The sequence below is a fragment of the Kitasatospora sp. NPDC001175 genome (assembly GCF_053598215.1).
Genome location: NZ_JBSFJU010000003.1, coordinates 89,313 through 108,406, shown reverse-complemented (window position 1 = coordinate 108,406; position 19,094 = coordinate 89,313). Strand labels below are relative to the sequence as shown.

Sequence of the window (19,094 nt, the reverse complement as noted above, 5' to 3'; positions counted from 1 at the left end):
ACGGTCACCGAGTAGGCCCGCGTTGCAGCGCGGGTCGGGAAGGTGCGCCCGTGCTCGGCGTAGTCACCGATGACGGCTCCACCCAGTCCGGCTCCCTGATCGACGAGATCGTCCGCGAGGGCGCCCGACGGATGCTTGCCGCCGCGCTGGAGGCGGAAGTCAACCAGTACATAGCCGGGTTGGCAGCCGAGACCGACGAGGCCGGCCGACGCCTCGTGGTCCGCAACGGCCACCATCGGCCCCGCACCGTGGTCACCGCGGCCGGCCCCGTCGAGGTCACCGCACCACGCGTGAACGACCGCCGCGTGGACGAGGCCACGGGCGAGCGACAGCGGTTCTCCTCGAAGATCCTTCCGCCGTGGTGCCGTAAGTCGCCGAAGATCTCCGAGGTGCTGCCGCTGCTCTATCTCCACGGACTGTCGTCCGGGGACTTCGTCCCGGCGCTGGAGCAGTTCCTCGGCTCGGCGGTCGGGCTGTCGCCGGCCACGGTGACCCGGCTGACGAAGCAGTGGGGCGACGACCACGCCGCATTCCAGGAGCGTGACCTGTCGGACCGCGACTTCGTCTACGTGTGGGCCGACGGCGTGCACCCCAAGGTCCGCCTCGGGCAGGCGCACTCGTGCGTGCTGGTCCTGCTCGGGGTGCGGTTGGACGGAACCAAGGAGCTGATCGCCCTTGCGGAGGGCCTGCGGGAGAGCACCGAGTCGTGGGCGGATCTGTTGCGCGACTGCCGCCGCCGGGGCATGCACGACCCCGAACTCGTCGTCGGCGACGGCGCGACGGGGCTCCGGAAGGCGCTGGCCGAGGTGTTCCCCGCCGCCCGGCATCAAAGGTGCTGGCTGCACAAGGCCCGGAATGTCGCGAACGCCCTGCCAAAGTCCGCGCAGCCGGGCGCGACGAAGGCGATGCGGGAGATCTACAACGCTGAGGACCGGGCGCACGCCGAGCAGGCGATCGAGGTGTTCGCCCGCACCTACGGGGCGAAGTGGCCCAAGGCCGTCGCGAAGATCACCGAGGACCGGGAGGAACTGCTGGCGTACTACGACTTCCCGGCCGAGTACTGGATCCACCTGCGGACCACGAACCCGATTGAGTCCACGTTCTCCACCGTCAAGCTGCGGACCAAAGTCACCCGCGGGGCCGGCAGCCTCGCCGCCGCGTTGGCGATGGTGTTCAAGCTGGTCGAGTCCGCCCAGGCCCGCTGGCGCGCGATCACCGGTGCCCCCCTCGTGCCCGTGGTCCGCGCCGGCGCCAGGTTCGAGAACGGCATCCTGGTCGAACGTCCCGAGGCCGCCGCGGCCTGATCACAGGTCGAGCTCGAACTTGACCCGCGCCAGGTCAGAGCCTATCCACGCCGTTGCGCGGCCGAGCGGGTCTCCGCAGCCGACCTGTCCGACCTGCCCGCGACAGAGCCAAGAAGTCCACAAGCCCTGGTCCATCGTGAACGGGAACCTTCGTTGGCCCGCGACGGCCAGCGCCTCGCGGGCGCGCTTGGGCATCGGCACGTGTCAAGCGACTGTTTCTCCGCGGCGGCGCCTGTAGTACGCGTACGTCACGGCCAGGAGAAGAGGGCCCCACAGAGTCAGTGGGAGAGTGGCCACTGCTGCAAGCGCCTTCCACCATCCATTCGAGTACGGGACCTGGGCCACCCCACCGATGTGGAGGAAGCCAAGAGGCAGCGGATCCCACAGCGCGATCAGCGCCAGACCGCCCAGAGTGGCCGGGATGATCGCAGCGAGCGGTGGAATGCGCTTGCCGCCGATGACCGGGAGCCATGAGGGTGCCACTTCGCCCCACCGGGCCACCAGGCCGAAGGAGAGATAGGCCAGTCCCTCGGAGAGAAGGCTGAGTCCGAAGACGTACAGGATCACCCACCAGTGCCATGTCTTGTGGACCGCGTAGACCTGGCCCATCTCGTAGTCGAATGCGAACGGTAGACGCCACAGGCACGACGGGAGGACGACGAGGGGTATGAGCTGGGCGCAGCGGATAGCCCACCTTGGGACGGGCCGCGCGGTGTCACCGACCGGCGGGGAGGGATGAAGCGTCTTGATTCTCATGAGTCGATCTTCGTTGCTCGGTGAACGCCCGGGATCCGACTCAAGACGGGTTCGGTGGTCATCTCTGCGATGGGCATCGAGTCCCCCGCGCGGGGGACCCCAGGCGAACCGTTTCACATCACCGCTGGTCGCACGTCGGCCCCGCCGCCAGGTCGGAGAACCGCCGCTTGATCGAGCGTCCCACGACCGCTGCAGCTGATCGCACGTCACTCAATCCACAACTCTTGACAATTACTCGCCGGTTCGGTGTCAGCAGTACTGGTCGACTGTGACGGAACGGCGCCGGTAGGAGCTCATCGAACCCATGCTGCTGGAGTGGCACCGTACTCGCGCCGAGGGGCGTGAGCCCAGTTCAGAGCAGCGCGATCTGCCTGCGCGGCCGCGTCAACCGAGCACTGCCACAATGGGGGTACCCCGTCCCTCTTAGTCGGCAACAGCAGGGAGGGCGCCGTGTTGGAGGAACGCTAGACCATCGGTAGGCGGGTGCGCCGTAAGCGGCTACGCCTTGGGGTGGCACAAGCCGATCTCGCCGTCGCGATGGGCAGGACCCAGGGATGGGTGTCCAAGGTCGAGAACGGCAGGGTGGAGCTGGACCGCGCTGGGATCATCAACCAGTTGGCCGCCGTACTGCACTGCCACCCGAACGATCTGATAGAGCGTCCGTACGTGGCCGGGAAGGCGTCCGAGAACCAGTGGCAGGTGTCGGCTGCGGCGATCCTCCGAGAGCTGCGCCGCTACGACCTGCGCCGGTCTTCGACGGACGGCCGCGCCCGACCATGGAGCTGTGGCAGGAGACGGTTCGGCTGCACCGCCTACGTGATGGCGCCGCGAACGTCGCCCTCCTGAAGGTACTGCCCGATCTGCTCCGGGAGACCCGCGCGCTGGCTGAGGTCTCGACCGGCCGGGAGCGGGAGGAAGCATTCGCCATCTACGCGATCTGCTGCAAGTTCGCTCACACCGCCGCACACGCTCTGGGGCATCCGGAGTTGATCGCCATGGCGTGCGAGCGAGCGGCCTGGTCAGCCCGACTGTCCCGAGCAGCACACCGAGGCCGTGTCGTGGCGTCCCTACGAGGTGGAGGCGGTTCGCTCCGCGGATGTGAGTCCCGAGGTGGGGCGGGCGCTGGTGGATCCGGGGCTTCCGGTCAACTGCACCGGCATGTTCGTGCGTGACTCCGCGCTGGAGCTCCGTGTTCGTGATCTGCCCTGTGGGCAGGCCGTCTGCCTCGGCGTCTTCGAGGACGGAGTCAACTCCTACTGGGTGCTGATCGACTCGGGCGAAGTGTGGATGGCCTACGGCTACGAAGGCGGTCCGCAACGGTTCGCCCTGGTCAACTCCTCGGTCGACGGGCTCCAACGTCTGCTCCGGCTGTGGGAGTCCTTCGTCCGGTCCGGCCGCAGCGAGGACGATGAAGACTACGAGGACTACGTCGCCGAGTTGTTGGACCGGGCCCAGCAGGAAGATCCAGCCGCGTTCGGTGATGAGGACGCCTGGTGGTCGAGGGTGTTCGAAGAGGTCGGGCTGGGTGTGCTGGGTCCCGAGTGACGGGGGCAAGCCTTGCGCCCCGCATTGTGCAGCGCCGCCCGGCCCGGGGATCCGGCCGGGCGGCGCTGTCGCGGGCGGGTCCGTCACATCCGGTCCGGGGACTCGATGCCGAGGAGGTCGAGGCCGAGGGCCAGGGTGCGGGCGGTGAGGTCGCAGAGGGCGAGGCGGCTTTCGCGGACGGCGCCTTCGGAGCGGAGGACCGGGCAGTTCTCGAAGAAGCCGGTGAAGGCGCTGGCCAGGCCGAACAGGTAGCCGGCCAGGCGGTGGAACTCCAGGCTCTCGCCCACTTCGGCGATCACGCCGCCGAAGCCGAGGAGTTCCAGCGCGAGGGCGCGCTCGGCCGGTTCGGTGATGACCAGCCGGTCGGGGCCGCTTACGGGGTCGGTTCCGGCCTTGCGCAGGATCGAGCAGATCCGGGCCCGCGCGTACTGGAGGTACGGCGCGGCGTTCCCCTCGAAGGACAGCATCCGGTCGTAGTCGAAGACGTAGTCCTTGCGGCGGTCGGTGGACAGGTCGACGTACTTCACCGCGCCGATCCCGACGGCGCGGGCGACCCGGGAGCGGGTCTCCTCGTCCAGGCCGGGGTTCTTCTCGGCGATGACGGCCGAGGCCCGGGCCACCGCCTCCTCGAGGAGGTCGACCAGCTTGACCGAGGCGCCTGCCCGGGTGCGCAGCATCCGGCCGTCGCTGCCCAGCACCGAGCCGAAGCCGATGTGTTCGGCGCGGGCGGGCGGCGCGAGCCAGCCGGCCTCCCGGGCGGTCTGGTGGACCATCTCCAGGTGCTGCTGCTGGGGCAGCCCGACCACGTACAGCAGCCGGGTGGCGGCCAGGTTCCGCAGCCGGTGCCGGATCGTGGCCAGGTCGGTGGCGCCGTACCCGAAGCCGCCGTCGCTCTTCCGGACAATGACCGGCAGCGGTTCGCCGTCCCGGTTGCGGTGGTCACCGGGGAAGACGCAGCGGGCGCCCGCGCTGTCGCGGAGCAGACCTTGCTCCTCCAACTCGTCCATCACCGAGTGGAGTTGGTCGTTGTAGCGGCTCTCGCCGACGAAGTCGTCCGCGGTCAGCCGGACGCCCAGCAGCCCGTAGACGGTCATGAAGTACTTCTTGGACTCCTCGACCAGGGTCCGCCACAGCCGCAGGGTGGTCTCGTCGCCGCCCTGCAGCAGCACCACCCGCCTGCGCGAGCGGTCCTTGAAGGCGTCATCCGCGTCGAACTTGGTGCGGGCGGCCTGGTAGAAGCCGTTGAGGTCGCCGACCGAGAGCTCGTGCGCGGCCTCCGACTCGCCGAGGTCCAGCAGGTGTTCCACCAGCATGCCGAACGGGGTGCCCCACTCCCCGATGTGGTTCTGGCGGATGACGGTGTGGCCCTGCCACGCCAGCAGCCGGACGGCGGCGTCGCCGATGATGGTGGACCGCAGGTGGCCGACGTGCATCTCCTTGGCGGCGTTCGGCCCGGAGTAGTCGACGACGACGGTCTCGGGCCGCTCGACCAGGGGGACGCCGAGCCGGTCGTCGTCGGCGATCTTGGCCAGCAGCCGGCCCAGCGCGGCGTCGGAGACGGTCAGGTTGACGAAGCCGGGGCCGGAGATCCCGACCGAGGAGCAGAGATCGTCCAGCTGGGCCTCGGCCGCCACCGCGGCGGCGAGTTCGCGTGGGTTCCCGCCGATCCTGCGGGCGAGCGGGAGAGCGGCGTCCGACTGGAAGTGCGCATGCTGCGATCGTCGGACGAGCGGGTCGATCGAGAGTCCCGAAACCGCTTCGTACGCCGTCGTCAGCCGCTGGTGCAGCAGCTCTTCCAGGTTGGTCATTGCGGAACGCTAGCCGACCCCGGAGCGGAGCGTCCAACGCTTTGGGCCGGGAAGGCCGAGGTCGGGTGGTCCGGCCGCCCGATGCCCCCGAGCGGGGCGGCCGGACCGGGGGTCATGAGCGGGCGACGGCGTTGCGGGCGATCTGGGAGAGCTTGGCCACTTCGAAGGCGGCGTAGGCGCCACTGGCCAGCAGCGAGAACTTGATGCCCTCGCGGCCCTCCGGACGGTGGTAGTTCTCGGGCAGGTACGAGCGGTAGTACTCGTTGGCGCGGTGGAAGAACTGCGGGCGCTCGGCGCGCGGGACGCAGCCGGCGAGGTCGAAGACGAACAGGAAGTTGCGGATCATCCGGGTGAACAGGAACGGCCGGGCTACGGCCAACTCCTGGTGTTCGTCGAGGAGTTCGAAACTGCGGCCGTACTGGTCGAAGATGTCGAAGTGGCTGCTGCCGGGGGAGCCGGTCGGGTGCAGGGTGTGCCGGCGGCGGATCCGTACGCAGTCCTGCTCCAGCACCGCGACCCGCTTCGCAGTGAGCAGCGACTGGTGGACCACCGGGATCTCGTCGTAGTGGCCGTCGGGGAAGCCCGGCAGCCCGGCCTCCCGGCGCAGCAGGCGGTCCCAGATCAGCGGCGGCGCGCCGAAGACCTGGGGGCGGTCCTGCGGCGCGAAGACCTCGGACCCGAGCGAGGCCAGGGTCTTCGCCGCACCGCCCGGCCAGACCCGCTCCCGGTACTCGCGCGAGTGCCCGAACAGCAGGACGTCTACCTCGCCGGTCTCGTCCAGCCGGTCGGCCAGCGCCTGCATCGCCTCGGGCTGCACCACGTGGTCGCTGTCGAGGAAGAGCAGGTACTCGCCCTTGGCGTGCGCGGCCCCCGCGTTGCGGCTGCGCCCGACGCCGACGGCGGCGTCCAGCCGCAGCACGCTCACCCGGGGATCGCGCATCTCGTACGCCTCGCTGAGGCGCTCGGGGGCGTCCGGGGACTTGTCCACGACCAGCACGACCTCGAAGTCGCGGAAGGACTGCGACAGGAGCGAGTCCAGGCAGTCCTTCAGCTGTTGGTGTTGGTCGTAGGCGGGGAGTACGACGGAGAACAGTGGGGAGGGCATGGGCGGGAGGCTAAAGGCGTGTACACGTCCGAGCAAGGGTCAAAATGACCCTTAAACCACCCAAAACCGATCAAAGTGCGGCTGGTGTGCGCGATATCTTCACCAGGCTGCCACCAGGCCCTGCGAACCTGAGAGACAGTCAGCGACGTCCGCGCGCCCGCGCGCGGAGCGCGAGGGTGTCGCGGAGGTCGCCGTGCAGCTCGCGCCCGGAGCTTCGGCAGTCGCACCCCGGGGCGGGTCGAGGTCCGCAGGCGCCCGCGCGGGGAGCGTCCCGCGCGCCCCGAGGGGCTCAGTACGCGTGGTGGACCTGCCAGAACGACCAGGCGTCGCAGGGGCTGCCGTAGACCTCGTTCATGTAGTTCAGGCCCCACTTGATCTGGGTCGCCGGGTTGGTGCGCCAGTCGGCGCCGGCCGAGGCCATCTTGCCGGCGGGCAGTGCCTGCACCAGGCCGTACGCGCCCGAACTCGGGTTGGTGGCGGTGACGTTCCAGCTGCTCTCGTGGGCCACGATGTTGTCGAAGCACTGGAGCTGGCTCGCCGGGACGATCTGCGCGGCGATCTGCTGCGGAGCCCCGGAGTAGGTCGTGTTCAGGCTGCCGCGCTGCTCGGAGCGGGATGCGGCGGCGGCCTTGGCCTGGGCATCCGCCCGTGCCTGGGCCTCAGCCTGCGCCTTGGCCTGGGCCTGGGCCTGTGCGTCGGCCTGGGCCTTGGCGTCGGCGGCGGCTTTGGCCTGCGCCTGGGCTTGGGCATCGGCCTGTGCCTTCGCCTGGGCGTCGGCCTGGGCCTTGGCGGCGGCGGCAGCCTTGGCCTGGGCGTCGGCGGGCTGCTGGGTTCCGGCGGCGCCGCTGGCGGCGGCGTTCGGTGCGGCGGCTGAGGCGGAGGTGGCGTCCTGCGGCAGGGCCAGTGCGAGGGTGGCGGAGCCTGCGACGGCGAGGGTGGCGACGCCGGTGACGATGGCGTTGCGGTGGTTCTTGCTCAGCTGCGAGAGCTGCGGGAGCTTCGGGAGCTGCATGGAGGAACTGACCTCATTCCGTCGGTGGGACCGTGCGTGGACACACCGTGCGCGGACGCACGGGTATCGCGAAGCGTGCTCGGGGAGAACAGCCCGCGTACCGTGCCGGACGGCCTCGCACCTGGCGGGGGAGCGAGCTGGCGGGCGGCGCGACGGATCAGCCTTGCGGCACGGTCCGACGACACTGCGTTGCGACCGGGACATTCTTTGCAGAGGCTTTCGACCGTTTCAACGGCTGTTGCTACTACCGGCGATCGTAGGACGGCGGAGCATCCGGCGGACGGCCAGGGTGTCGAGCCCGGAAGCCGCGCGGCCGGAACCAGGATGTGATGACAGCCCGTAATCATGGCCCTGACCAGCAACGTTCTCGACGGTCGGGTGGCGGGCAGACACTCCGGCAGGTGGGGCGACCCGGCCGTCGCCGGCCCGGCCACTATCGAGGGCAGTAGTCGGCAGGACGGGTGTGGGCGGCCTCACAGTGGGCGCACGGCAGTGCTTGCGCAGTGTGATCGGCCGATTGCAGGCCTGTTCGGCTGCCGATCGTGCGTGGAGTGCACGGCGAGTGGGACGGTGGCCGGAACCCGAACAGGTCCGAGCAGCCGCGGCCATGGAGGAGTGCGCACGCCGGAATCGCCGAGTTGGCGCGGTTGGCCGCTGCTTCGATTTCAAGCTGTTCGGTGCTTCGACATCCTGCCGCGATTCGCGGTCGTACGCGGGATACTGATCACACGTCAGTCCGAATCTCGTTCAGTCCGTGAGTAATTGCAAGATAAGAAAAACAACTTGAAGGTCAGTCAACCCGGTTGACACTGGCAGGGGAGTCGGCGGTTTTTGATACCTGGCCGGTGCGCGGCACGTCCGGCGTCGGCTGGCCCGGGTGTCTGTGCGCCCGGCGGGTGGCACGGGGAGCGGGAACGGCACAGGGCCGTACCGCCGCTGCTCAGCCTGAGCGCGCTGCTCGGCGGACGGACGTCGAAACCGCTGTGTCGGACGGCCGGCTCACCTCCAACTCGCCACCCTGTGTAGCGACGCGGTCCCGCGCGCGTCGGGGGCCCTGAGCCGGGCACGAGGGTCGCGTACGCCGGCGGGAGCGGACAGGCGCAGGCTGGAAGGGGGAGAACGAGCGGATCGGAGGTCGGGCCGTGTACTTCACCGATCGACGGGACGCCGGCCGGCAGCTGGCCGCCCGGCTGACGCAGCTGCGCGGCCAGGACGTGGTGGTGGTCGGCCTGCCGCGCGGCGGCCTACCGGTGGCGGCCGAGGTCGCCGAGGCGCTGCGCGCACCGCTGGACATCTGTGTGATCAGGAAGCTGGGTGCGCCCTTCCAACCCGAACTCGGGCTGGGCGCGATCGGCGAGGGTGGCGTACGGGTGCTCAACCGGGAGGTGATGCGGCTCGCCGGGGTCAGGGAGGAGCAGCTCGCGCCGGTCGAGGAGCGCGAGCGGGCCGAACTCGCCCGACGGGTGGCCCGCTATCGGGAGGACCGCCCCCCCATCCCGCTCTCGGGGCGGACCGTGGTGGTGGTCGACGACGGCGTGGCCACCGGCTCCACCGCGCGCGCCGCCTGCCAGATCGTCCGGCGCCTGGGCGCCGCGCGGGTGGTGCTCGCGGTGCCGGTGGCGCCGACGGACTGGGTGGCCCGGCTGGGTGAGGACGCCGACGAGCTGGTGTGCGTCCGTACTCCGGTGGCCTTCTACGCGATCGGGCAGTTCTACGAGGACTTCGAGCAGACCTCGGACCGGGAGGTCGCGGACTGCCTGGACCGCGCGACCCGGTGGGCGGCGGTGGCCGCAGGCGGTGAGGACGAGGCAGGAGGCGAGGACGACGGCGGGAAGGCGCACCACGGTCGCTCCGGACGAGGTCCGGCCGGCCATTTCGGCGGGCCGGAGAGTGATGCCGACGATCCTCCGGCCACCCGCCACGGCCGCTTCAGGCTGGGAACGCACCAGAGCTCACACGGGCACTCGAACGGTGGCGATGACCCGGGTGGAAGCGACGACCCGCCTGCCACAACTGGCTCCACCGGGCCCCGGGAGGTCGAACTTCCGCTGGGCGGTGGCCGGTCAGGCGGCACTCTGACGCTTCCGGCCGACTCCGGGGCGGGTGTGGTGCTGTTCGCGCACGGCAGCGGCAGCAGCCGGCACAGCCCGCGCAACCGCTTCGTCGCCGAGCGCCTCCAGCGCGTCGGACTGGCGACCCTGCTCTTCGATCTGCTCACCGAGAGTGAGGCCGCCGACCGCGCCAAGGTCTTCGACATCCCGTTGCTGGCCGAGCGCCTGACCGAGGCCACCCGCTGGCTGCGCGCGCAGCCCGGGGCCGAGGGGCGGCCGGTCGGGTACTTCGGGGCGAGTACGGGCGCGGCCGCCGCGCTGGTCGCCGCCGCCGAGTCCGGGACGTCGGTCGGCGCAGTGGTCTCCCGGGGCGGTCGCCCCGATCTGGCCGGCGGGCGGCTGCCCGAGGTGACGGCTCCCACACTGCTCATCGTCGGCGGTGACGACCAGCTGGTACTGGAGCTGAACCGCGAGGCGCAGCTCCAACTGCGCTGCGAGAACCGGCTTTCCGTGGTGCCCGGCGCCACCCATCTCTTCGAGGAACCGGGCACTTTGGCCGCCGCCGCCGACCTGGCCGCGGAGTGGTTCGCGGAGCACCTGCCGACCGCGGCGGGTCCGGCGGCCGCCGAGGGCTGACGGCCGCCGAGGTCGTGAAGGCCGTCGCGGGCATGGCCGAGGACGGCCATGTGACGCTGGTCCCGCGCGCCCGGGCCGAGATCGAGGAGTACTTCGCCGGCTGGGAACCGGTGGAACCGGTGGAGGCGGATGTGGCCCCGGTGCTGGCCCGGCGCCCGGACGGCGAGCCGCCCGCCGACCCGCAGGCCGCGTACTACTGGGCGGGTGCGGCCCGCAAGCCGTGACCCGCTGACCGGCGGGCGGCCCGGTGTGCTGGACTGGTCCCGTGACCGAGTCGCCGACGCCGGTGGTCTCGCTGCGCTTCGCCCCCGAGCTGTGGCTGTTCCTGCGCAGCGGCAACCGCTGCGACCCGGTCCGGGTGGCGCACGACGGAACCGCCTCGCTCGGGCACCTGGTGGAGTCGCTCGGGGTCCCGCTGACCGAGGTCGGTTCGCTGGAGACGGCGGGCCGGCCGGTGCCTCCGGGGTACCGGCCGAGCGGTGGCGAGGTGATCCGGGTGGCGGCGGTCGGCAGACCGCAACCGGTGCCGGGCGGGCCGGCCGGCTTCCTGCTGGACGTCCATCTCGGCGCGCTCGCCCGGCGCCTGCGCCTGCTCGGCGTGGACACCGCCTACCGCAACGACCTGGACGACGACGAGCTGGTCCGCCGGGCGAACGCGGAACGGCGGATCCTGCTCACCCAGGACCGGGGACTGCTGCGCCGCCGGGCGCTCTGGTTCGGCGGCTACGTCCGGGGCGCCGGGGTGGAGGCCCAGCTGGTGGACGTCCTGGACCGGTTCGCGCCGCGGGCCGCGCCGTGGACCCGCTGCACCGCCTGCAACGGGCTGCTGGAACCGGCGGCCAAGGCCGAGGTGGCGTCGGCGCTGCGCCCGGGTACCAGGCGGACATACGACAGCTTCGCCCGCTGCCGGGACTGCGGCCACGTCTACTGGCACGGTGCTCATCACCGGCGACTCGAGTCGATCGTGGCCGCCGCACTCGGCGGCAGCGGGCGAAGCTGTGGGGGGTGAGGGGATCAGGCCTGGGCCGGCGCCTCCACGGCGGCGGCCTTGCGGCGGCGGCCGACCACGAACGAGGCGGCGAGCACCACGGCGGCGGCGACCAGCGAGAGGATCATCTGGGTGAGGCCGTCGGGGTCGGTGCACATGTAGACCATGACGAAGGTGATCATCCCGATGGTGGCCCAGGTCAGGTACGGGAAGAGCCACATCCGGACGGACAGCTTCTCGGGCTCCTCACGCTCCAGGATCCGGCGCATCCGCAGCTGGGAGACGGCGATCGCCAGCCAGACGAAGAGCGCCACCGCACCGGAGGAGTTCAGCAGGAACTGGAAGACGGTGGCCGGCCACATGTAGTTGAAGAACACCGCGAGGAAGCCGAAGACGGTCGAGACCAGGATCGCGGTGCGCGGCACGCCACGGTCGGTGACCTTGGCGAAGGCACGCGGGGCGTCACCGCGCTGGCTGAGCGAGAAGGCCATCCGCGAGGCGGTGTACACGCCCGAGTTGAGGCAGGAGAGCACGGCGGTCAGGACGATGACGTCCATCGCCCGGCCGGCGCCCGGGATGCCGACGTGGTCGAGGACGGCGACGTAGGGGCTGCCCTTGACGGCGGCGGAGTTCCACGGGAGCAGGGTCACCACGATGGCGATCGAGCCCAGGTAGAAGACGCCGATACGCCAGATCACGCTGTTGGTGGCCTTGCGGACGGCGGTCTTCGGGTCGGCGGTCTCGCCCGCGGCGAGGGTGACGATCTCGCTGCCCATGAAGGCGAAGACGACGGTGAGCATGCCGGTGAAGACGGCGCCGATGCCGTGCGGCAGGAAGCCTCCGTTACCGGTCAGGTTGGTCATGCCCGGGGAGTGCGTCCCCGGCAGCACGCCCAGGATCGCCAGGGCGCCGATCACGATGAAGGCCATGATCGCGACCACCTTGATGCCCGCGAACCAGAACTCGAACTCGCCGTAGGAGGAGACCGAGAAGAGGTTGGTCGCGGTGAGCACGGTCATCACTATCAGTGCGAACGCCCATTGGGGCACCCCCGGCATCCAGCCGTTGAGGATCTTGGCACCCGCGGTGGCCTCCACGGCCAGCACCACGACCCAGAAGAACCAGTACAGCCAGCCGATCGAGAACCCGGCCCACCGGCCGAGCGCCCGGTCCGCGTAGGCGGAGAACGAGCCGCTCTGCGGGTCCGCGGCGGACATCTCGCCGAGCATCCGCATGACCATGACGACCAGGGCGCCGGCCAGCGTGTAGGAGAGGAGGATGCCGGGGCCGGTGGACGCGATACCGGCGCCCGAGCCGACGAAGAGCCCGGCGCCGATCACACCGCCGATCGCGATCATCGAGAGGTGCCGGTTCTTCAGGCCTGCCTGAAGGTGACCGTGGCCTCCGCCGTGGCCGCCCGGGGTCGCCGGGCCCTGGCCTGGTTCGCCTGTCTGCTGAGGCACCTTGGTGGTTTCCATGCTCATCAGGTGTGACTGCCTTCCCAACGCGCGGGCTCTCGGTCTGCGATGACAGAGGGGGGACAGGTTCCACGCGTTGGGTCGAAACGTAGCTACTAAAACGGACCAACGGAAGCTTTAGGCACAAATTGTTGCCCTGGTAACCACGGAAGCTTTACGTAATTGAGCGTGACAAGAGGTTACCGACGGGTTATGGGTGCCCCGTGCGTCGGCGGCGTACGTCAAGGGCGTGCGGGCGGCGTGCGGAAGACGCAGTCGCCGCACAGGCCGCCGTTCGGCAGGCGGTAGTACAGACAGCAGGTGGAGCGGCGGAACGAGGTCTGGTGCAGCGTGCCCGTGCCGGCCAGCGGGGCGTGGCCGAGCAGCTCACCGGCGAGTGACCAGGCGGTACGACCCGCGTCCGGGCGGTGCGCGGCGAGCTGGCGTACCGCGCCGACCAGGGCCGATGCGGCGTTGCCCCGCAGCAGGCGCTCCGAGACGGGGGTCGGGGTCGCCGCACGGACGGCGGTGGCGAGCGGGGCGAGAGCCCCGGTGACGACGCCGTCCCGGAGGGCGCCGGCGAGGTCCGCCGTGCGGACGGGGGCGGGCAGGCGGAGTTCGAGCATGCCGTGTGGCGGGTGGTGCCAGTAAGCACGGTCGGGGGCCAGGTCCGGCACCGTTCCGGTGAGCACGGCCGCACCGAGAGTGACCGACCAGAGCCGGGCGGCGAGGCCGAGCTGGCTGATCGAGGCGGCGACCCGGGACTCCGCGGTGCCCAGCCGTGCGGAGACGGTCGCGATCCGCTCGGCCAGAAAGCCCTCCGGGCCGCCGTCGTACAACTCGCCGAGCGGCCTGAAACCGGTTGGCCGGCCGGGCCCGACCGCGGCCTCGACCGCGAAGTACGGCCCTACGGCGGTGACTTCGCGGAACACCTCGGTGGCGGAAGGCTCTTCGGGCACATTCGACACCTTACTGCGCGCGCTCGGGTGATCCCGTGGACGGGGGCGATTCGGAGCGCCGCGGGCCGGGGCGACCTCCGAGCGCTCGCCGGGCCTCTGCGGGGTTCGACCGTCGCGGACGGACTTCTCGAGCCTTCAGTCAGGAGTCCGATGGTTCCGGGCGGGTTTGAACCGGCCGAACGAACGCCAGGATTCGGAGATGACGGAATCTTCGCTGCCTGCGGTCCGGGTCTCCGACGAGGTGCGGGAGGCCCTTGAGCGCGCCGCGCCCGTGGTTGCGCTGGAGTCCACGATCATCGCCCACGGTCTGCCCAGGCCCCGTAACCTGCACGTGGCAATCGAGTTGGAGCAGTCGGTCCGGGCGGCCGGTGCGGTGCCCGCGACCGTCGCGGTGCTGGACGGGGTGCCGCGGATCGGGCTGGCGAAGGACGGCCTGGAGCGGGTCGCCAGCGACCGGTCGCTGCGCAAACTGGGCTTCCGCGACCTCGCCCCGGCGCTCGCGAGCGGAGCGAGCGGGGCCACCACGGTCTCGGCGACGGCGTTCCTGGCCGCCCGCGCGGGGATCCGGGTCTTCGCCACCGGGGGGCTCGGCGGTGTGCACCGCCAGTGGACCGTCACCCAGGACGAGTCCGCCGACCTCGCCCTGCTGGCCCGCACCCGGATCACCGTGGTCTGCGCCGGCGTGAAGTCCGTGCTGGACGTACCCGCCACCCTGGAACGGCTGGAGACGCTCGGGATCTCGGTACTCGGCTACCGCACGGCCGAGTTCCCCGGCTTCTACCTGACCAGTTCGGGTCGGCCGGTGGACTGGACGGTGAGCGAGCCCGCCGAGGTGGCGGCCGTGATGTCGGCCCAGGACGCGCTGGGCGGACTCGACTCGGCGGTGATCGTGGCCAATCCGGTGCCGGCCGCGGAGCAGCTCGACCCGGTCCTGCACGACCGGGTCCTGGCCGAGGGGCTGGCGGCGGCCGACCGGGCGGGGATCAGCGGCCAGGCCATCACACCGTTCCTGCTCTCCTATCTGGTCGAGCACACCGGCGGCGCCTCGCTGGAGGCCAACGTCGCGGCGGTGCGGGGCAACGTCCGGCTCGGCGCGGAGATCGCCGTCCACTGGGCCGGGCAGGGGGCCGCGCGATGAGCGGGCAGGCCTTGGGCGGTGCCCTGCTGGTGATCGGGGACGTGGTCACCGACATCGTCGCCCTGCATGCGAACGCACTCGCCCCGGACACCGACACCGCTGCCCGGATCGCCTTCCGGCCCGGTGGCTCCGGCGCCAACACGGCAGCCTGGGCCGCCAGTTCGGGTACCGAGGTGCGGCTGCTGGCCCGGGTCGGCGCCAACTCGGCCGACTGGCACCGGGACGAGCTGCGCGTCGCCGGGGTGGGCGCGCACCTGGTGGTGGACCGCGAGGCCGCGACGGCGGTGGTGATCTCGCTGGTGGACGCCGCCGCCGAACGCACCCTGGTCACCGACAGCGGTGCCGCCGTCCGGCTCGGCCGCTGCGACTGGGATGCCGCGCTGCTGGACGGTGCCGCCCACGTCCACCTCTCCGGCTATCTCTACTTCACCGAACGCGGGCGGCAGTTGGCGGCCACCGTCCATGCGGCCGCCCGTGAGGCGGGCATACCGGTGAGTGTCGACCCGGCGTCCACGGGTTTCATCGAACGGCTCGGCCTGCTCGTCTTCCTGGCCGCCGTCGACGGTGTCGGACTGATCCTGCCCAACCTCGCGGAGGCCCGGCTGCTCGCCGGGACGCCGGACCAGGTGGCCGCCGCCGAGCGGCTGAGCGCACGCCACGGCGAGGCGGTGGTCACACTCGGCGCCGCCGGCGCGCTGGCCGCCCGCGAGGGCACCCTGCTGGCCCGGGTGCCCGGCGTCGCCGCCCGGGCGGTGGACAGCACCGGCGCGGGCGACGCCTTCACCGGTGGCTTCCTCGCCGCCCGCCTCGCGGGCGCCGACCTGGTCGAGGCCACGGAGGCGGGCTGCCGCACCGGCGCCGCCGCAGTCGAGGTCCTCGGCGGCCGCCCGCCGCTGCCCCGCTGACAGGGCCTCCAGAGCAGCGTTCGGCCCGGCACCGCCCGGCTGCCCGGGCGGTCGAGGCGGTGCGCAGGCGGGTGGACGCACCCGGGGGAGCTGGGCGGTGACGGTACGGGCGTCGGGCCAAGTGCCGGATCCCATCGACGGTTTGCCGGTCGGGCGGCGGGAGGGTCGTGGGTGCGGCTGCGCCGGGGCCGGTCAGTCGACCGGGTGGGCGTCGGCGAGGGAGTTCCAGAACATCTGCTCGTACGCCTGGAGTTGGCGTCCCAAGCGGCGGCCGCCGTCGATCCGTTCGGTGTCCAGGCCGACCGCGGCGAGGACCTCGACGGTGAGTTCCTCCAGCTCGGGCGCGGGCTCGGCGAAGAAGTCGAAGAACGCGCAGGCCTCGTCGGGGAAGTCGTAGTGGTCGCGCAGTGCCTGAGCGACGGTGGCGCAGTAGCCGCCCCAGGCGGCGAAGTTGGCGGCGAGCGCGAGTACGGTGCCGGCCGGCTCGCCGTTGAGGGCGAGCCAGGCGAGGAAGGCGGGATAGGCCTGGCAGCCGGGGAGCGGCTCGCGGGCGGCCGTGCCGTTGGGCGTCAGGCCGCAACGCCTGGAGAACGGGCCGAGCGCCCGCAGCGCCTGGCTCTCACCTGCGGCGACCTCGGCGAACCAGGTGCCCAGCGGGCCGTCGGCGCAGCGTGCGGCCAGCACCAGCAGGCTGCGGCGGTCACTCGTGATGATCCGGTGCTGCTGCGCGGCGAGTTCGGCCAGGACGGCGACCGGGGCCCGTCCTTCGGCGATCAGCGGGAGCAGCCGGTTCTGCCGCTCGTCCGGCGCGAGCTCCCGGCGGACGGTCTGCAAGACTTCGCGTGCCTGTGCGCTGGTGCCCATCGGCTGCTCTCCTCGGCGGTGACGGTAGGTCAGGTCGTCACGGACCAGGGTAGGCAGAGACGGGCGCTTAGCCCGGCAAGCGGCGCCCGGTGAGAGCGCGCCCGTACCGCCCGCGCGCCGGCCTCGGCCTCAAGCGCCGCCGTGGGCCCGGAACGTCGCAGTCGTTCTCAAGCACCGCCGTCGGCCGGGCCGTTCGCGCCGTGGTGGCCGCAGCCGGCCGAGACCTCCAGGGCGGTCCGGTGCAGCCCGGGCAGCAGGACCCGGGCCGGGCGCGGTCGAGCACCACATCGGGTACCCGAGAGGGAGGACCGGGCCACCACGCCGCCGCCGGCGTCGCGCACCGGCGCGGCGACGCAGGAAGGTCTCGTGCTCGGTGTCGTCCACCGCGTACCCCTGTGCGGCGACCGGGGTCAGCTCGGCGACCGGGGCGGCGGCGTCGCTGATCGTGCGGTCGGTGAACCGGGTGCACTCGTTGCGCCGGGCCGCCCGCTCGCGCTCGGCCGCCGGGAGGCCGGCCGGCCGTGCGTCTCACGACAGGAAGCGGCTCGGCGCCGGGTGGGCGACCAGGTCGGGCATCGGCAGGTCCCGGCCATCGAGCTCCAGGACGCAGGCCGTCTCGCGCGCGCCCCGTTTCGGGCGTTCCAGCCGGACGGTGAACGGCCGGGCGGGGAAGCCGGGCAGTTCGCCGGAGAGCAGCCGGGGCAGCCGGCCGGTGCCGCGCTCGCGCAGGAATCCGACCTCCTTGCCGTCCACGAGCAGTTCGGTCTCGGTGAGCCGCCCGGAGCGGACGTTCACGGTCACCGAGTGCCCGTACTCGTCCCGGTGGTAACTGTGGCGGCGACGCATGGCGTACTCCTCGCAAGCCTCGGCACCCCTTCGTCCAGTCTAGGAGCGGTGTCGCCGACGGGCCGTGCCACGGCCGGGTGGTCCGGCTCATCCCTGCCGGCCGCCGGCGCCGGGCGGGGCTCGCGCAGGGCGGCGGCTTCGGCCAGTGCCTCCCGGGACAGCGGACGGGCGCCGGTCTCCCGCTGGCAGGGCGGGATGTCGGGGTGGGAGGTACGGCCCGTGCGGGCGGGGCGCTCCAGCACGATGGCCCCTCCGCTGCCGGTCAGGGTCAGCCCCGCTCCCTGGGGCGCGAGCGGGTGGCGGGCGATCACCGCTCCGCCCCCGGTGGTGATCGACAGGAACGGTTCGTCAAGGCGGCGGCAGACCTGCACCACGGCGCCCGACAGGTCGGCGGGGACGGGATACCAGTTGCCCCGGAAGGAGACCCGTCCCTGAGAAGTGACGGTTCTGCGGGTTCGGAGCCGAGCGGGGAAGGGGGTGTCCGGCAGATCCAGCAGTTCCCGGGCATCCGGTGGCGCGCCCTCCTCGTCGACCGGTCTGCGGCGGGCGTCCATCCGGCGGGCCAGCCGGTCGAGACCGTCCTGCGCGTCCCAGAGGCCGGTCCCGTCCGGTACTCCGCGCCACCAGCGCCGGACGGCCTGGTGATGGGGGCTCCCCGTCCCGTCCGCCCGGTCGGCCCGGCCGGGCGGTGGGAACTCGACCGCGACGCCGTAGTACCTGGCCACCTCCGCGAACGCCTGCGTCGGGCGGCCGGTGGTCGGGCAGCACACGGTCGGCGTCCGGTCGAACCGCCAGCGTCCCGCGGTACCGCCCAGACGTCTCATCACCTGGTCCATGGCCTCGACCAGTTCGGGGAGGTCCGTGCTCTCCGCCAGCACCCCGCGCCAGCGGCCCTGGCGGGTCAGCGAGCCCGTCAGCAGCAACGCGTGGCCTCCGCAGTCCCATCCCGCGGGCGGGTCGGGCAGCCTGAGCCACTCGAAGCGGATTTCCTCGTCCGCCGGCGGCCAGGCGCCGTCGCCCTGCTGCCGGTCGCGGCGGCAGAGCCCGCACGGCGGCCGGACCTCGCGTCTTCGCAGCGCGCGGGTGAAGGTGGAGTAGCCGCCCGGGTAGCCGAGCGCGACCACCTCGCCGAACAGGACGGACGCCGGCAGGTGCGGATCGTCCGTCAGGCGCTGCCGGGAGTACGGCAAGAACCGGGAGAACTCGTCCTGGACAGGGCTGCGGACCCCCGCGATCCGGTCCCCGTCGAGGTAGGCCCTCACCGTCTTGCGGTCGCGCCCCAACTGTCTGGCGATCGCCGAGATGGACCACCCCTGACGACGCAGTTCCTGTGCATCCGAGTATTCCTCCCTGGTGAGCATCGGCTCCCCTCACGCCCCAGACACAGTTCACGTGCGGGTGCGCAAATGGTCACGAACCCCACGCGGCGGCAAATGCTACACGATGCCGGAAAGATCAAATAAGGGAAAGCGGCGGTCCGTCCATGGCGCACCTCTGGGGAATTTCAGTGAGCAGCGCCACCGTGGCGCGGCTTGCGCCACCCCCCGCGCCACTGGGGAAAATCGCAGAGCATGGCGAGAAATTAGTACGGATCGGACGGGGGTCGGGCTGGGGGCCGGATGGGTGGTTTCCTTGATCCGACAGAGCAGCCGATCGGCTCGGAGGGGTGGTTCCCGCACTCCGGCCAGGCGCCCGCCGCGCCGACCCCGTGCCCTGGGAA

At 71.8% G+C, this 19,094-nt stretch carries 16 protein-coding genes and 2 pseudogenes; 8 read left to right on the top strand and 10 right to left on the bottom strand.

Annotation, left to right across the window (positions count from 1 at the left end; genetic code table 11):
• The first annotated feature begins 50 nt into the window (after positions 1–50).
• Positions 51–1,304 (top strand): IS256 family transposase, encoded by a 1,254-nt coding sequence (locus ACWDAK_RS03815; protein WP_427393695.1) that lies wholly within the window; start codon positions 51–53, stop codon positions 1,302–1,304.
• Positions 1,305–1,508: 204 nt separating this feature from the next.
• Here ACWDAK_RS03815 and ACWDAK_RS03810 read toward each other — a convergent pair whose 3' ends face one another.
• Entirely contained in the window at positions 1,509–2,060 is a 552-nt protein-coding gene (locus tag ACWDAK_RS03810; protein ID WP_427393694.1) for a hypothetical protein, read from the bottom strand.
• A 471-nt stretch (positions 2,061–2,531) separates the two neighbouring features.
• Here ACWDAK_RS03810 and ACWDAK_RS03805 point away from each other — a divergent pair.
• Positions 2,532–3,094 (top strand): annotated as a pseudogene (locus ACWDAK_RS03805) (helix-turn-helix domain-containing protein); the annotation flags it as partial.
• Between the two features lie 19 nt (positions 3,095–3,113).
• Entirely contained in the window at positions 3,114–3,605 is a 492-nt protein-coding gene (locus ACWDAK_RS03800; protein WP_344634587.1) for an SUKH-4 family immunity protein, read from the top strand.
• Between the two features lie 83 nt (positions 3,606–3,688).
• On the opposite strand, the gene argS is transcribed toward ACWDAK_RS03800, so the two are convergent.
• From argS to ACWDAK_RS03785, 3 genes are all read right to left on the bottom strand, one after another.
• On the bottom strand, positions 3,689–5,413 hold the full coding sequence (argS, locus tag ACWDAK_RS03795; protein ID WP_344634586.1) for an arginine--tRNA ligase: 1,725 nt from the start codon (positions 5,411–5,413) through the stop codon (positions 3,689–3,691).
• 112 nt (positions 5,414–5,525) lie between these two features.
• Positions 5,526–6,518, bottom strand: coding sequence for a glycosyltransferase family 2 protein (locus tag ACWDAK_RS03790; protein ID WP_427394387.1), 993 nt, complete (start codon positions 6,516–6,518; stop codon positions 5,526–5,528).
• A 289-nt stretch (positions 6,519–6,807) separates the two neighbouring features.
• The gene (locus ACWDAK_RS03785) at positions 6,808–7,530 is read right to left on the bottom strand and encodes an aggregation-promoting factor C-terminal-like domain-containing protein (protein WP_344634584.1); all 723 of its coding nucleotides are present in this window, start codon (positions 7,528–7,530) and stop codon (positions 6,808–6,810) included.
• A 1,142-nt stretch (positions 7,531–8,672) separates the two neighbouring features.
• On the opposite strand from ACWDAK_RS03785, the gene ACWDAK_RS03780 reads away from it, so the two are divergent.
• The 3 genes from ACWDAK_RS03780 to ACWDAK_RS03770 are packed head-to-tail and all read left to right on the top strand — an operon-like array spanning position 8,673 to position 11,226.
• Positions 8,673–10,217: a phosphoribosyltransferase family protein gene (locus ACWDAK_RS03780; protein WP_427394386.1), complete on the top strand. Its 1,545-nt coding sequence runs from the start codon at positions 8,673–8,675 to the stop codon at positions 10,215–10,217.
• A 14-nt stretch (positions 10,218–10,231) separates the two neighbouring features.
• A complete protein-coding gene (locus tag ACWDAK_RS03775; RefSeq protein ID WP_427394385.1) occupies positions 10,232–10,441 on the top strand; it encodes a hypothetical protein in 210 nt (69 codons plus the stop codon).
• 41 nt (positions 10,442–10,482) lie between these two features.
• On the top strand, positions 10,483–11,226 hold the full coding sequence (locus tag ACWDAK_RS03770) for a Mut7-C RNAse domain-containing protein (RefSeq protein ID WP_344634581.1): 744 nt from the start codon (positions 10,483–10,485) through the stop codon (positions 11,224–11,226).
• 5 nt (positions 11,227–11,231) lie between these two features.
• Here ACWDAK_RS03770 and ACWDAK_RS03765 read toward each other — a convergent pair whose 3' ends face one another.
• Positions 11,232–12,683: an amino acid permease gene (locus ACWDAK_RS03765; RefSeq protein WP_425557528.1), complete on the bottom strand. Its 1,452-nt coding sequence runs from the start codon at positions 12,681–12,683 to the stop codon at positions 11,232–11,234.
• A gap of 221 nt (positions 12,684–12,904) precedes the next feature.
• Positions 12,905–13,621 (bottom strand): (2Fe-2S)-binding protein, encoded by a 717-nt coding sequence (locus ACWDAK_RS03760; protein ID WP_427394384.1) that lies wholly within the window; start codon positions 13,619–13,621, stop codon positions 12,905–12,907.
• A gap of 199 nt (positions 13,622–13,820) precedes the next feature.
• On the opposite strand from ACWDAK_RS03760, the gene ACWDAK_RS03755 reads away from it, so the two are divergent.
• Both ACWDAK_RS03755 and ACWDAK_RS03750 read left to right on the top strand, forming a co-directional pair.
• On the top strand, positions 13,821–14,759 hold the full coding sequence (locus ACWDAK_RS03755) for a pseudouridine-5'-phosphate glycosidase (RefSeq protein WP_344634578.1): 939 nt from the start codon (positions 13,821–13,823) through the stop codon (positions 14,757–14,759).
• Positions 14,756–15,664 carry a carbohydrate kinase family protein gene (locus ACWDAK_RS03750; RefSeq protein ID WP_427394383.1) on the top strand — a complete coding sequence of 303 codons (909 nt, stop codon included), beginning with the start codon at positions 14,756–14,758 and terminating at the stop codon, positions 15,662–15,664. Before ACWDAK_RS03755 ends, ACWDAK_RS03750 begins: the two co-directional genes overlap by 4 nt.
• Positions 15,665–15,856: 192 nt before the next feature.
• Here ACWDAK_RS03750 and ACWDAK_RS03745 read toward each other — a convergent pair whose 3' ends face one another.
• From ACWDAK_RS03745 to ACWDAK_RS03730, 4 genes and pseudogenes are all read right to left on the bottom strand, one after another.
• Positions 15,857–16,528, bottom strand: a complete 672-nt coding sequence (locus ACWDAK_RS03745; protein WP_344634576.1) for a thiaminase II/PqqC family protein — start codon at positions 16,526–16,528, stop codon at positions 15,857–15,859.
• 129 nt (positions 16,529–16,657) lie between these two features.
• Positions 16,658–17,026 (bottom strand): annotated as a pseudogene (locus tag ACWDAK_RS03740) (hypothetical protein); the annotation flags it as partial.
• A gap of 30 nt (positions 17,027–17,056) precedes the next feature.
• On the bottom strand, positions 17,057–17,374 hold the full coding sequence (locus ACWDAK_RS03735; RefSeq protein ID WP_344634575.1) for a hypothetical protein: 318 nt from the start codon (positions 17,372–17,374) through the stop codon (positions 17,057–17,059).
• Positions 17,326–18,735, bottom strand: coding sequence for a Mu transposase domain-containing protein (locus tag ACWDAK_RS03730; protein WP_344634574.1), 1,410 nt, complete (start codon positions 18,733–18,735; stop codon positions 17,326–17,328). The genes ACWDAK_RS03735 and ACWDAK_RS03730 overlap by 49 nt, the downstream gene beginning before the upstream one ends.
• Positions 18,736–19,094 lie beyond the last annotated feature (359 nt).

Bases quoted from the DNA above. Each gene is read 5' to 3' on its own strand.
- ACWDAK_RS03810 (WP_427393694.1), bottom strand. From the start codon at position 2,060: ATGAGAATCAAGACGCTTCATCCCTCCCCGCCGGTCGGTGACACCGCG.
- argS (WP_344634586.1), bottom strand. From the start codon at position 5,413: ATGACCAACCTGGAAGAGCTGCTGCACCAGCGGCTGACGACGGCGTAC.
- ACWDAK_RS03790 (WP_427394387.1), bottom strand. From the start codon at position 6,518: ATGCCCTCCCCACTGTTCTCCGTCGTACTCCCCGCCTACGACCAACAC.
- ACWDAK_RS03785 (WP_344634584.1), bottom strand. From the start codon at position 7,530: ATGCAGCTCCCGAAGCTCCCGCAGCTCTCGCAGCTGAGCAAGAACCAC.
- ACWDAK_RS03765 (WP_425557528.1), bottom strand. From the start codon at position 12,683: ATGGAAACCACCAAGGTGCCTCAGCAGACAGGCGAACCAGGCCAGGGC.
- ACWDAK_RS03755 (WP_344634578.1), top strand. From the start codon at position 13,821: ATGACGGAATCTTCGCTGCCTGCGGTCCGGGTCTCCGACGAGGTGCGG.
- ACWDAK_RS03750 (WP_427394383.1), top strand. From the start codon at position 14,756: ATGAGCGGGCAGGCCTTGGGCGGTGCCCTGCTGGTGATCGGGGACGTG.
- ACWDAK_RS03745 (WP_344634576.1), bottom strand. From the start codon at position 16,528: ATGGGCACCAGCGCACAGGCACGCGAAGTCTTGCAGACCGTCCGCCGG.
- ACWDAK_RS03735 (WP_344634575.1), bottom strand. From the start codon at position 17,374: ATGCGTCGCCGCCACAGTTACCACCGGGACGAGTACGGGCACTCGGTG.
- ACWDAK_RS03730 (WP_344634574.1), bottom strand. From the start codon at position 18,735: ATGCTCACCAGGGAGGAATACTCGGATGCACAGGAACTGCGTCGTCAG.